Below are 12,720 nucleotides of genomic sequence, written 5' to 3' on the forward strand. Positions count from 1 at the left end.
TTAGCCCCGAGTCTGCAGGCGCATTTCGCGCTCGGCTTCGGTCAGGGAGGCCAGGAAGGCGTCACGCTCGAACACGCGAGTCATGTAGCCTTTCAGCTCTTTGGAACCAGCACCGCTCAGTTCAATGCCCAACTGCGGCAAACGCCACAGCAGCGGCGCCAGGTAGCAATCCACCAGGCTGAACTCTTCGCTCATGAAGTACGGGGTCTGACCAAAGATAGGGGCAATCGCCAGCAGTTCTTCGCGCAGTTGACGGCGAGCTGATTCAGCTTCCTGGCCGTTGCTCTGCTCGATTTTGTACATCAGCGAATACCAGTTTTTCTCGATACGCAGCATCATCAGGCGGCTCTCACCACGAGCAACCGGGTAGACCGGCATCAATGGTGGGTGCGGGAAACGCTCATCGAGGTATTCCATGATGATACGGGATTCATACAGGGTCAGTTCGCGATCGACCAGGGTAGGCACCGTCTGGTACGGGTTGAGGTCAATCAGATCCTGCGGCAGGTTATCCAACTCAACCTGCTCAATCTCAACGCTGACACCTTTCTCCGCCAGTACGATACGTACTTGATGGCTAAAAATGTCGGTCGGGCCAGAGAACAGCGTCATTACCGAACGTTTGTTGGCAGCGACAGCCATGAAAACCTCCAAGTTATCTAGAAAATACTGCGAATAGCCAACTGACAGGCTGCTATCCTGAATGATCTTGACCGCAGGCCAGCAACTTGCAGCGAAACCTTAGGTCATAAAAACGGCCTCGGAGGTAGACTGATAACTGCTGCATGGCGAACAGGCGCAAAAGTGGATGATAGTTTACCAGATTTTGCTTGTTTTGTGGGGGCTGTGCGGTGATTTCGTATTGAATTGTCTGATATACCAAAGATTTTAGTAGCGACAAGTTGATTTTCAGGCATAAAAAAACCCGGTGAAGCACCGGGTTTTTGGCGTAAATTCCACTGCCGAGGCAGTAAAAAATTAACGCTTGGAGAACTGCGGACGACGACGTGCTTTACGCAGGCCGACTTTCTTACGTTCAACCTGACGGGCGTCACGAGTAACGAAGCCAGCTTTACGCAATTCACCGCGCAGAGTCTCGTCGTACTCCATCAGTGCACGGGTGATACCGTGACGGATAGCGCCAGCCTGACCAGAGATACCACCACCTTTAACGGTGATGTACAGGTCAAACTTACCAACCATGTCGGTCAGTTCCAACGGTTGACGAACTACCATGCGGGCAGTTTCGCGACCGAAGTACTGTTCCAGACTACGCTGGTTAATTACGATGTTACCACTGCCCGGCTTGATGAAAACGCGAGCGGCGGAGCTTTTGCGGCGACCAGTGCCGTAGTATTGATTTTCAGCCATTGCCTATAATCCCGATTAGATGTCAAGAACTTGCGGTTGCTGTGCCGCGTGAGTGTGCTCTGTGCCCGCGTAAACTTTCAGTTTACGGAACATTGCACGACCCAACGGACCCTTTGGCAGCATGCCTTTAACCGCGATTTCAATCACACGCTCTGGGTTGCGGGCAATCATCTCTTCAAAGGTCGCTTGCTTGATACCACCGACGTAGCCGGTGTGACGGTAATACACTTTGTCTGTACGCTTGTTGCCGGTTACAGCAACTTTTTCTGCGTTCAGAACGATGATGTAGTCACCGGTATCAACGTGCGGGGTGTATTCCGCTTTATGCTTGCCGCGCAGACGACGAGCCAGTTCAGTAGCGAGACGGCCTAAAGTTTTACCATCTGCATCAACAACGTACCAGTCGCGTTTTACGCTCTCTGGTTTAGCTGTAAAAGTTTTCATTAGAAAGCTTACCCAATAATTAGTTACACGTTGGTGAACACCCAAACGCTCGAAAACAGTTGAGGCTCACACGACCATACAAGTCCAGCAAACCTACCCCTTCGAATAGCCATTGCCGGCACTAAAAAGTTTTTGGGAAAAAAACTTTGTTGTAACGTGGGGTCGCAAGATTATAGAGAAGTCGCTCACAAAGATCGAACGCTTTTTGAATAGAAACGCAATTAAACGCCAATGGCAGAAAACCGGGGACGCCAGTGGCCTGGGTCCCCCTGGACGTCACGGCAGATGCGGCAACTTCAGATACTCTTCGCTCTGCATTTCTTGCAGCCGCGACAGACAACGCTGGTACTCGAACTTCAACCGCTCACCCTGGTAAATATCGAACATCGACGCTTCGGCAGCGATCACCAGTTTGACGTGACGTTCGTAAAATTCATCGACCAATGCCAGGAAGCGGCGCGCGGTATTTTCCTTCAGCGGCCCCATCACCCGCACATTATACAGGATCACGCTGTGATACAGGCGCGACAGCGCAATATAGTCCAACTGGCTACGCGCCTCTTCGCACAACGTGTGGAAATCGACCGCCAGTACGCCGTCTACCGCGTTGATCGCCTGCAACGGCCGATGATTGATCTGTAATACCGGCGCCGCCTCTCCTTGCTTGCCGGCCAGCTTCACAAACATCCGATCCATGGTCAGCCGGGTCTGTTCATCAAGCGGCGTCAGGTACAAATGCGCCTGAGTCAAGGTACGCAGGCGATAATCAATGCCGGCGTCAACGTTCATCACGTCACAGAATTCGTTAATCAGATCGATCGCCGGCAGGAAACGCGCCCGCTGCAGGCCGTTGCGGTACAAATCGTTCGGCGGAATATTGGAGGTCGCCACCAGCGTAATGCCACGGGCAAACAGCGCCTGCAACAGCGTTGCCAACAACATGGCGTCGGTAATATCGGAAACAAAGAACTCGTCGAAACACAGCACATCGGTCTGTGCCTTGAAACCATCCGCGATGATTTCAAGTGGGTTTTCCTGCCCCTGCAGTTCGGTCAGCTCTTCGTGCACCCGCAGCATAAAACGGTGAAAATGCAGCCGCAGCTTGCGCTCCCCTGGCAGGCTATGGAAGAACATGTCCATCAGCCAGGTTTTGCCGCGTCCAACCCCGCCCCACATATATAAGCCCTGGACCGGACGCTGCTGAGTCTTTTCACTGCTCTTGCCCAGCCAACGATTCAGTTTGCCGCGCAGGCCCGCGGCCGGCGCACTGACAGCGGGCGTCTGCTGCAATAATGCCTGATAGATATGATCCAGTTGAGTCACGGCCTCCATCTGGACTTCATCAGCCTGGTATTCTCCCGCAGCAAGCAGCCGCTGGTAGCGTGATAACGGTGATTGTGCCTGCATCTGTTCGATGTTCCTTCACAACGCTTAGAAATTATTTAGCCCATTTTCGCGGCAACTTTGGGTGGCTTCGCGCCCTTATCGCTACAAATACCCGCTCAGGGCGGCGCTGAAAACCCTGAAGAAAACAGGTCATGGCTCATCAGGATTCCACTCGGACAAGGTTAACGGTTATAGTGGATATTATTAAGTGAAAAATCCCTGCGGAACAACGAAGTCAAAATAGGAGTCATCATGACCTGGGAGTATGCGCTGATTGGTTTGGTGGTCGGTATCGTCATTGGTGCGGTAGCGATGCGTTTTGGTAACCGTAAATTACGTCAACAACAAGTTTTGCAGAACGAGTTGGACAAGAGCAAAACCGATCTTGAAGAGTATCGCCAGGAGCTGGTCGGCCACTTTGCCCGTAGCGCCGAGCTGCTGGACAATATGGCACGCGACTATCGCCAGCTGTATCAGCACATGGCGAAAAGCTCCAACAACCTGCTGCCGGACCTGCCAATGCAGGAAAACCCGTTCCGCTATCGCCTGACCGAAGCCGAAGCGGATAACGATCAGACGCCGGTAGAGATGCCGCGCGACTACTCAGAAGGCGCATCCGGCCTGCTGCGTGGCGAACGTCCGCGCCGCGACTAAACGCTGTTCTTCGCCCGTGGACCAGTTCCACGGGCTTTTGCTCCCCCATGCTTTTTCTTCCCCACGCCGAGCTATCCTTAAAGCTGGCGCCTGAGTGAACTTTTCACGCAAATTCACGGTCTTACCCTTCACTATGGTAGTGCTGCTGCATTATCATCACCCTTTCACCGGCAGGTATTGAGAGAGTTATAATCAATGAATAAAAAGTCGTTAATTCTTAGTGCATTGGCAATGAGTATTGGCCTCACACTGACCTCCGTACCGGCAGCCAACGCGGCGATGCCTGTCGCCGTGCAGGGGCAGCAGTTGCCAAGCCTGGCGCCAATGTTGGAAAAAGTATTGCCCGCTGTCGTCAGCGTGCATGTGGAAGGCACCCAGGTGCAGCGCCAGCAGGTACCGGAAGAGCTCAAACGCTTCTTCGGCCCCGGCGGCCCTGGGCAGCAGCAAAGCTCACGCCCGTTTGAAGGCTTGGGTTCTGGCGTGATCATCGACGCCGCCAAAGGCTATGTGCTGACCAATAACCACGTGATCAACAATGCCGACAAAATCAGCGTACAGTTGAATGACGGGCGTGAAGTGGATGCCAAGTTGTTGGGACGTGACGAACAGTCCGACATTGCCCTGCTGCAGCTCAGCGATGTGAAAAACCTGACCGCGATAAAAATGGCGGACTCCGATCAACTACGGGTCGGCGACTTTGCCGTGGCCGTCGGCAACCCATTCGGCCTCGGCCAGACGGCGACTTCCGGTATTATCTCTGCACTGGGTCGTAGCGGTCTGAACCTGGAAGGGTTGGAAAACTTCATTCAGACCGATGCTTCCATCAACCGCGGCAACTCCGGTGGCGCACTGGTTAACCTCAACGGTGAGTTAATCGGTATCAACACCGCCATTTTGGCGCCAAGCGGTGGCAACGTGGGCATCGGCTTTGCCATTCCGAGCAACATGGCGCAGAACCTCAGCCAGCAGTTGATTGAATTTGGCGAAGTGAAACGCGGCCTGCTGGGCATCAAAGGCAGTGAAATGACCGCCGATATGGCCAAGGCGTTTAACACCGACGCCCAACGCGGTGCCTTCGTCAGCGAAGTGTTGCCGAAATCTGCCGCCGCCAAGGCCGGCATCAAAGCCGGTGACATTCTGGTTTCCGTCGACGGCAAGCCCGTCAGCAGCTTCGCCGAACTGCGTGCCAAGGTTGGTACTACAGCTCCTGGCAAAACCATCAAGGTTGGCTTGCTGCGCGACGGTAAGCCGCAGGAAGTTTCCGTCACGCTGGACAACAGCGAAGGTGCCTCCACCAACGCCGAAACGCTTTCTCCGGCTCTGCAAGGCGTGTCACTGAGCAACGGTGCCATTCCAGGTGGTGACAAAGGCGTGAAGATCGATAGAGTCGATAAAGGCTCCGTAGCCGCGCAGATCGGGTTGCAGAAAGACGATGTGATCATTGGCGTCAACCGTCAGCGCGTTGAAAACATCACGACCTTACGCAAGGTGCTGGAAGCCAAGCCACCGGTGATGGCACTGAACATCGTGCGCGGCGGCGAAACCATTTATCTGCTGTTGCGTTAATCGGTAATTTGTTTAAAAACCGGGCCCGGTGACATACTGCGCCCGGTATTCTCATGCTATCCTCCGTGTATCCTTCATCTCACGTACTAAAACTCCATGTTTGCTAAGCTCTTGCGTTCCGTCGTTATTGGTTTAATCGTTGCCGGCCTGCTGCTGGCTGCTCTGCCCGTGCTACGTTCTTCCAATATCCTGTTCGCAGAAAAACATGACAGTACTCTTGACGAAACGCCGATCAGCTACAACAAAGCGGTGCGTCGCGCCGCGCCCGCCGTGGTGAATATCTACAACCGCAATATGAACGGTTCCGCCAACATACTCTCTCTGGGATCTGGCGTGATCATGAACGAGCGCGGTTATATCCTGACTAATCGCCACGTGATCAAGGATGCACAACAAATTACCGTGGTGGTACAGGACGGCCGCCGTTACGAAGCATTGTTAGTCGGTTCTGACGGTTTGACCGATCTGGCGGTGCTGAAAATTGATCCGGGCAACCTGCCGGTGATCCCGATAAACACGGCTCGCACCGCGCACGTAGGTGACGTAGTACTGGCGATCGGCAACCCCTTCAATCTCGGTCAGACCGTCACTCAGGGGATCCTCAGCGCTACCGGCCGCATCAGTATGAGCACCACCGGTCGCCAAACCTTCCTGCAGACCGATGCCTCGATTAACCGCGGCAACTCGGGCGGCGCGCTGGTCAACTCGCTGGGCGAGCTAATCGGCATCAATACCCTGACCTACGATAAAATCACCGACGGGGAAACGCCGGAAGGTTTGGGCTTCGCCATTCCCATCGAGCTGGCCACCAAGATTATGGACAAGCTGATCCGCGACGGCCGCGTCATCCGCGGTTATTTCGGTATTCAGGGGAAAGAGATTATTCCTCTGCGTTCGTCCAATTCCGGCATCGATCGCCTGCAGGGCATTATCGTGACCGAAATTACGCCGAACGGGCCGGCTGGTAACGCCGGGTTCCATATCAACGACGTGATCATCAACGTCGACAACAAACCGGCGATTTCGGTGCTGGAGACCATGGACCAGGTGGCGGAGATCCGCCCAGGCACTGAAATTCCGGTGATTGTGTTGCGCGAAGGCAAACGCATCACCTTGAAGATGACCGTGGGCGAATTCCCGGAAGACACCAATTAAAAAGGGCCCGGCAAAGCCGAGCCCTCAAGACTGCATTTTCGCCGGGGCATCACCCCGGCATCCTACAGATTACTCGCCTTTCACACGCTCGATATTTGCACCCAGCGCACGCAGCTTGTCTTCAATACGCTCATAGCCACGGTCAATGTGATAGATACGATCTACGACGGTCACGCCGTCGGCGATGCAGCCGGCAATCACCAGGCTGGCTGAAGCGCGCAAATCGGTCGCCATAACCTGAGCACCGGACAGTTGCTCAACGCCGTGACAAATCACGGTGTTGCTCTCGATCTCGGCATGTGCACCCATACGGATCAATTCAGGCACGTGCATAAAGCGATTTTCGAAGATGGTCTCGGTGATCACACCGGTGCCTTCCGCGACCAGGTTCAGCAAGCTGAACTGAGCCTGCATATCGGTTGGGAACCCCGGGTGCGGCGCGGTGCGAATGGTCACCGCTTTCGGACGTTTGCCGTGCATGTCCAGACTGATCCAGTCTTCACCCACTTCAATATCCGCACCGGCTTCACGCAGTTTGGCCAGCACGGCATCCAGCGTATCCGGACGGGTATCACGGCACATTACTTTGCCACCGGAAACCGCGGCAGCGATCAGGAAGGTGCCGGTTTCGATACGGTCCGGCAGAACGCGATAAACGCCGCCGCCCAGGCGCTCAACGCCCTCGATGGTGATGCGGTCACTGCCGGCACCGGTAATTTTCGCACCCAGCGTATTAAGGAAATTGGCGGTATCGACAATTTCCGGCTCACGTGCGGCGTTCTCAATCACGGTGGTGCCCGTCGCCAGTGTTGCTGCACTCATGATGGTCACGGTAGCGCCAACGCTCACCTTGTCCATAACGATGTGTGCACCCTTCAGGCGGCCGTCAACGGAAGCTTTTACGTAACCCTCTTCCAGTTTGATCTCTGCACCCAGCTGTTCCAGACCCGTAATATGCAGATCAACCGGACGAGCGCCGATCGCACAACCGCCCGGCAGGGAAACCTGACCACGACCAAAACGAGCGACCAGAGGCCCCAAAGCCCAGATAGAAGCACGCATGGTTTTCACCAGGTCATACGGCGCGCAGAATTCGTTCACGCCGCTGGCATCAACGAATACGGAACCGTTACGCTCAATCTTGGTGCCTAACTGGTTGAGTAGCTTAATGGTGGTATCGATGTCCTTCAGCTTCGGGACATTCTGCAGCTCGACCGGCTCTTCCGCTAATAATGCGGCGAACAGGATCGGCAGGGCAGCATTTTTGGCCCCGGAAATAGCAACTTCACCGCTTAGGCGGGTCCGGCCCTGCACACGAAATTTATCCATTTGACTACTCTCTATTATCTAAACTGACGCTGCCCGCCCCGCTGGGCAAACAGCCTTAAAATCCGTTGAGTTTGCGATCTCGCTGCCACTCTTCTGGGGTATACGCCTTGATCGACAAAGCATGAATTCGGTTGTCCGCAATGTATTCCATCAGCGGTGCATACACCGCCTGTTGTTTCTTGACGCGGCTCATGGCGGCAAACAGCTCGCCGACCACGATCACCTGAAAATGGCTACCGTCACCGGTAACATGTGCTTCATCCAGTGCCAATGCTCGCATCAGCACGTCTTTAATCTCGTTATTTTCCATAGTATCCAGTTCTGCATCAAAAGGATCATAATCAGCCTGACATCTTAGTGGAATCAGACGTTTTCTTAAACTAAAGAAAAAGCCCCTGTGTAACAGGGGCTTTCTGAGGCGAAACCGTCTTTAACCAGCCGAAAGTAGGGCTAACCAGCGGTATCGACAGGCATTATTGCTTGCAGGTTGTACAGCGTGATCAAGGTTTTCAGGCGATCGCTGGCACCAGAAATTTTTAATTCCACGCCGTGCTGACGCTGCTGTTCACGCAGATGTACCAGCAATGCCAGCCCGGAAGAGTCCACACGCTGCAATTGCGTAACGTCGAGGACAGTTTTATCCGCCAGCAACGTTTCCCGCTGTTCCCACAGCGGCAACAGAGTTTCCCGATCCAGTTCACCGCGCAGGATCAGAGTCTGCTGCTGCGATTCAAAACTGAGTGCGGTCATCAGTTTTTCTGATCCAGCGTGATTGGACGCTGCGCCGCCGCCTGCAGTTGTTTGGTCAGGCCGTCAATCCCTTGGGTACGCAAGGTAGATGCCCACTCGTTTTGCTTGGTGGTGATCATGCTGACGCCTTCGGCGATCATGTCATACGCCTGCCAGTAACCGGTCTTGCTGTTTTTGCGCCACTGGAAGTCCAGGCGCACCGGCGGGCGACCGCCCTGGTCAATGATGGTCACGCGGATGGCGACGATATCGGCATTACCCAACGGCTTTTCAGGTTCAATCTGGTAAGTCTGGCCGTGGTACATCGCCAACGCCTGGCCGTAGGCCTGTTCCAGGTAGGCCTGGAATGCGGTGAAGTAAGCTTCACGCTGCGCCGGGGTCGCTTCTTTGTAATAACGGCCCAGTACCAGTGCACCGGCGTATTTAACCTGTACAAAAGGCATCAACTCCTGATGCACTACGGAACGCAGGTAGTTGGGATCCTGCTTGATTTTCGGCTGCTCGGTTTTCAGACGGTTAAAGGTCTTTTGAGCCGCGTCCTGCATCAGGCTGTAAGGATTGGTTTGATCGACCGCGTTCGCCAGCGGCGCAACCACCAGCAGAGCAACCATAAGTAAACGTTTAAACATGCAGGCTTCCTCTCTTAATGAATGGGGGCGGCAGGTTGCGGCGCAGTCGCCGCATCGCCCGCTTTGGCTGCGTCATCCTGACCGCCGCTCTTATACAGGAACTGGCCGATCAGATCTTCCAGGACCATGGCTGATTTGGTGTCTTGAATGGTACCACCGTCCTTCAGGATGGTAGTACCCATATCCGGGTCTTCAAAACCGACGTTCAGTGCCAGATATTGCTCCCCCAGCAGGCCGGAGGTGCGGATCGCCAGTGAACTGGTATCCGGTATCTGGTTGAATTTATCCTGGATGTCCAGGGCAACGCGCGGCGTATAAGTTTTAGGGTCGAGCGAGATTTCAGCCACCCGGCCAATCATCACACCGCCGATTTTCACCGGTGAACGCGCTTTCAGACCGCCGATATTATCGAAAGTCGCATAAATGCGGTAGGTCGGCTCGTTACCGATCGACTTAATGTTCGCCACTTGCAGGCACAAAAACACGATGGCGCACAGCGCAATCAGCATAAATGCCCCAACCCAGATCTCACTCTTCTTCGTTTGCATCGAATCAATTCCCAAACATCAGTGCTGTCAGCACGAAATCCAATCCCAACACCGCCAGTGACGAATGTACCACGGTACGGGTCGTTGCCCGGCTAATCCCTTCAGAGGTCGGTACCGCATCATAACCGTTGAAGATGGCAATCCAGGTCACGGTGATGGCAAATACCACGCTCTTGAGAACGCAATTGAGCAAGTCTTTTTTCCACTCTACGGCACCCTGCATGGCCGACCAGAAGAAGCCGCTGTCTATACCCTTCCAATCCACGCCAACTATCGAACCGCCCCAGATACCAATTGCGACAAAGATCAGCGTCAGCAGTGGCATGCTAATTAAACCGGCCCAGAAGCGCGGCGCGACAATACGCCGCAGTGGATCGACCGCCATCATTTCCAGGCTGGAGATTTGTTCGGTTGCCTTCATCAGGCCAATTTCGGCCGTCAGCGCGGAACCGGCACGACCGGCAAACAACAGTGCCGTCACCACCGGGCCCAGTTCACGTAACAGCGACAGCGCCACCATCATGCCCAAGCTGGCTTCGGCACTGTAGGTGGTCAGCACCAAATAGCCCTGTAGCCCCAGTACCATGCCGATAAACAACCCGGAAACCATGATAATCAGCAGTGATTGCACACCTACACTGTGCATTTGCTTGAGCAGCAACGGCCACTGCTTGCGCGGCTCGGGCCGCCCGACCAACGCGCCCCACAGCATCAATCCGGCGAGCCCAAAGCTGGCGCAGGTGTTGATGCCACGGCGTCCTATCGACGCTAACGCCTGTAATAACATCAGCTTATTTACTCCCTAAACCTAACAACTCGGCCTGATAATCGCCGGCCGGATAACGGAAAGGCACCGGCCCATCGGCAATACCATCCAGGAACTGGCGCACGCGTGCATCAGGATTGTTCTGTAATTCTTGCGCGGTGCCTTCGGCAATCACCCGATGATCGGCAACAATGTACGCGTAGTCGGCGATGCTCAGCACCTCCGGCACATCATGCGAAACCACAATGCAGGTGATGCCCAGCGCGTGATTGAGCTCATCAATCAACTTAACCAGCACACCCATGGTGATCGGATCCTGACCGACGAAAGGCTCGTCGAACATGATCATCTCCGGGTCAAGCGCAATCGCCCGCGCCAGCGCCGCACGCCGCGCCATACCGCCGGACAACTCATTGGGCATCAGCTCGGCCGCACCACGCAGTCCGACCGCCTCCAGTTTCATCATTACCGTACTGCGCAGAATAGGTTCCGGTAAGCGGCTGTGCTCACGCAGCGGATAAGCCACGTTTTCAAACACCGTCAGATCGGTGAACAGCGCGCCTGACTGGAACAGCATGCTCATTTTCTTACGTGCTTCATACAGCTGATGACGGGACAATGCAGGAATGTCGTCGCCATCAAACCAGATCTCACCGCTGTCCGGTGCCAACTGGCCGCCAATCAGACGCAGCAGCGTCGTTTTACCAATACCGGACGGCCCCATGATCGCCGTCACCTTGCCACGGGGAACCGTCAGGTTGATGTCTTCGAATATTAGTCGATCGCCGCGAGAGAAAGTCATGTCGCGAACTTCGACCAGATTCTCTGCCTTCTGGTGCATGTTAATGGATCCTTTGCGGCTTATTTTTGCCAAATCTACCCGCGATGTTAAAGCAACGGGCGCAATGCGTCTCATCTTTACAAAAACTTACCGGCATTTCGTTACCAATGGTGCCATAGGTTTTACTTTTACGCGCCACCCGGTCAAAATTGGCACCATAACGAAAAAAAACGAAAGTGTTCATATATTAGCCGGGAAATCCCGTTGCTGCGGATTTTGCCTGCGCAACGGAGGGCAAAGCAAGATAGCCGAATTACGGCTTTTAACCAACGAACCGGGATAATTCCCAACAAAGGACCCTGCATGTTTCTCGCGATAGTTTTATTAATCGTTGGTTTATTTTTACTGGTGTATGGCGCAGACCGCTTAGTTTACGGTGCTGCGGTGATTTCTCGTTCACTTGGTGTGCCACCGCTGATTATCGGCATGACCATCGTCGGCATCGGCACTTCGCTGCCGGAACTGTTTGTTTCGACCACCGCTGCGCTGAACGGGCAGATAGATATGGCGGTGGGAAACGTAATTGGTTCCAACATCACCAATATTCTCTTGATCCTCGGCGTTGCCGCGCTGATCCACCCGCTGGCTGCACGTTCTGAAGTGTTGCGACGCGAACTGCCGCTGATGTTGGCGGTCACAGTATTGTGCGGTTTCGTGCTGATGGACGGCACGCTAAGTCGGCTGGATGGCGTGGTGCTGTTGGCCGCCGCCGCCGTCTTCATTCTGTTGATGTTGAAAATTGCCCGGCTGGCACAGCGTGAAGGCAACGACAGCCTGACCGTGGAACAAATGGCCGAGCTGCCGCAGGACAGCAGCAACACCGTGGCGGTGCTGTGGCTGGTGCTGGCGTTTATCATTCTGCCGCTGTCTTCCAAAATGGTGGTCGATAACGCCACGGTGATCGCGCACTTTTTCGGTATGAGTGAGCTGGTGGTCGGCCTGACCCTTATCGCTGTCGGCACCAGCCTGCCGGAGCTGGCGACCTCCATCGCCGGAGCACTAAAGGGTGAGGATGATATGGCGATTGGCAATATCATCGGCTCCAACATTTTCAATACGGTGATAGTGCTGGGTGTCCCCGCCCTGCTGTCTCCTGGCAGTGTCGATGGCGCCGCCTTCCACCGCGATTACTGGGTGATGCTGGCGGTCAGCATTGTGCTCACCGCCTTGTGCGTTGGGCGTAAACATCGCATCGGTCATCTGGCAGGGGCTCTGTTATTATGTGGCTTTATTGCGTATCTTGCGGTGCTGTTTTTTAACCCTTTCAGTACTTTCGGCTAA

Annotated in this window: 16 protein-coding genes; 5 read left to right on the forward strand and 11 right to left on the reverse strand. The window is 54.6% G+C overall.

Annotated elements, in window-relative coordinates:
- The 4 genes from sspA to zapE all read right to left on the reverse strand — a co-directional run bounded on the left by sspA (position 1) and on the right by zapE (position 3,222).
- Positions 1-642 carry a stringent starvation protein SspA gene (sspA, locus tag ACSOSI_RS22945; RefSeq protein WP_012147043.1) on the reverse strand — a complete coding sequence of 214 codons (642 nt, stop codon included), beginning with the start codon at positions 640-642 and terminating at the stop codon, positions 1-3.
- A 336-nt stretch (positions 643-978) separates the two neighbouring features.
- Positions 979-1,371: a 30S ribosomal protein S9 gene (rpsI, locus tag ACSOSI_RS22950; protein ID WP_012147044.1), complete on the reverse strand. Its 393-nt coding sequence runs from the start codon at positions 1,369-1,371 to the stop codon at positions 979-981.
- 15 nt (positions 1,372-1,386) lie between these two features.
- Positions 1,387-1,815 carry a 50S ribosomal protein L13 gene (gene rplM, locus ACSOSI_RS22955; protein ID WP_012147045.1) on the reverse strand — a complete coding sequence of 143 codons (429 nt, stop codon included), beginning with the start codon at positions 1,813-1,815 and terminating at the stop codon, positions 1,387-1,389.
- A gap of 276 nt (positions 1,816-2,091) precedes the next feature.
- Positions 2,092-3,222, reverse strand: coding sequence for a cell division protein ZapE (gene zapE, locus ACSOSI_RS22960; RefSeq protein WP_476706221.1), 1,131 nt, complete (start codon positions 3,220-3,222; stop codon positions 2,092-2,094).
- A 231-nt stretch (positions 3,223-3,453) separates the two neighbouring features.
- On the opposite strand from zapE, the gene zapG reads away from it, so the two are divergent.
- From zapG to degS, 3 genes are all read left to right on the forward strand, one after another.
- A complete protein-coding gene (gene zapG / locus ACSOSI_RS22965; protein ID WP_012147047.1) occupies positions 3,454-3,855 on the forward strand; it encodes a Z-ring associated protein ZapG in 402 nt (133 codons plus the stop codon).
- Positions 3,856-4,050: 195 nt separating this feature from the next.
- Positions 4,051-5,421, forward strand: coding sequence for a serine endoprotease DegQ (gene degQ / locus ACSOSI_RS22970; protein ID WP_476706222.1), 1,371 nt, complete (start codon positions 4,051-4,053; stop codon positions 5,419-5,421).
- A 96-nt stretch (positions 5,422-5,517) separates the two neighbouring features.
- On the forward strand, positions 5,518-6,576 hold the full coding sequence (gene degS / locus ACSOSI_RS22975) for an outer membrane-stress sensor serine endopeptidase DegS (protein WP_476706223.1): 1,059 nt from the start codon (positions 5,518-5,520) through the stop codon (positions 6,574-6,576).
- Positions 6,577-6,645: 69 nt separating this feature from the next.
- Here degS and murA read toward each other — a convergent pair whose 3' ends face one another.
- The 7 genes from murA to mlaF all read right to left on the reverse strand — a co-directional run bounded on the left by murA (position 6,646) and on the right by mlaF (position 11,439).
- Positions 6,646-7,905, reverse strand: a complete 1,260-nt coding sequence (gene murA / locus ACSOSI_RS22980; protein ID WP_012147050.1) for a UDP-N-acetylglucosamine 1-carboxyvinyltransferase — start codon at positions 7,903-7,905, stop codon at positions 6,646-6,648.
- A gap of 55 nt (positions 7,906-7,960) precedes the next feature.
- Positions 7,961-8,215 carry a BolA family iron metabolism protein IbaG gene (ibaG, locus tag ACSOSI_RS22985; RefSeq protein ID WP_017894138.1) on the reverse strand — a complete coding sequence of 85 codons (255 nt, stop codon included), beginning with the start codon at positions 8,213-8,215 and terminating at the stop codon, positions 7,961-7,963.
- 140 nt (positions 8,216-8,355) lie between these two features.
- The gene (mlaB, locus tag ACSOSI_RS22990; RefSeq protein ID WP_153858882.1) at positions 8,356-8,655 is read right to left on the reverse strand and encodes a lipid asymmetry maintenance protein MlaB; all 300 of its coding nucleotides are present in this window, start codon (positions 8,653-8,655) and stop codon (positions 8,356-8,358) included.
- Positions 8,655-9,284, reverse strand: coding sequence for a phospholipid-binding protein MlaC (gene mlaC, locus ACSOSI_RS22995; RefSeq protein WP_218216724.1), 630 nt, complete (start codon positions 9,282-9,284; stop codon positions 8,655-8,657). The genes mlaB and mlaC overlap by 1 nt, the downstream gene beginning before the upstream one ends.
- A 14-nt stretch (positions 9,285-9,298) precedes the next feature.
- Positions 9,299-9,832, reverse strand: a complete 534-nt coding sequence (gene mlaD, locus ACSOSI_RS23000) for an outer membrane lipid asymmetry maintenance protein MlaD (RefSeq protein WP_261413917.1) — start codon at positions 9,830-9,832, stop codon at positions 9,299-9,301.
- Positions 9,833-9,836: 4 nt separating this feature from the next.
- The gene (gene mlaE, locus ACSOSI_RS23005; RefSeq protein WP_476706224.1) at positions 9,837-10,619 is read right to left on the reverse strand and encodes a lipid asymmetry maintenance ABC transporter permease subunit MlaE; all 783 of its coding nucleotides are present in this window, start codon (positions 10,617-10,619) and stop codon (positions 9,837-9,839) included.
- Between the two features lie 4 nt (positions 10,620-10,623).
- Positions 10,624-11,439, reverse strand: a complete 816-nt coding sequence (mlaF, locus tag ACSOSI_RS23010) for a phospholipid ABC transporter ATP-binding protein MlaF (protein ID WP_012147056.1) — start codon at positions 11,437-11,439, stop codon at positions 10,624-10,626.
- Positions 11,440-11,443: 4 nt separating this feature from the next.
- Between mlaF and ACSOSI_RS23015 the strand changes: the two genes are divergently transcribed.
- Together ACSOSI_RS23015 and ACSOSI_RS23020 are read left to right on the forward strand one after the other, a co-directional pair.
- Entirely contained in the window at positions 11,444-11,722 is a 279-nt protein-coding gene (locus tag ACSOSI_RS23015; RefSeq protein WP_156779312.1) for a hypothetical protein, read from the forward strand.
- A gap of 20 nt (positions 11,723-11,742) precedes the next feature.
- Positions 11,743-12,720 (forward strand): calcium/sodium antiporter, encoded by a 978-nt coding sequence (locus tag ACSOSI_RS23020; protein WP_017894142.1) that lies wholly within the window; start codon positions 11,743-11,745, stop codon positions 12,718-12,720.

It is taken from the genome of Serratia sp. AR11 (assembly GCF_056376275.1).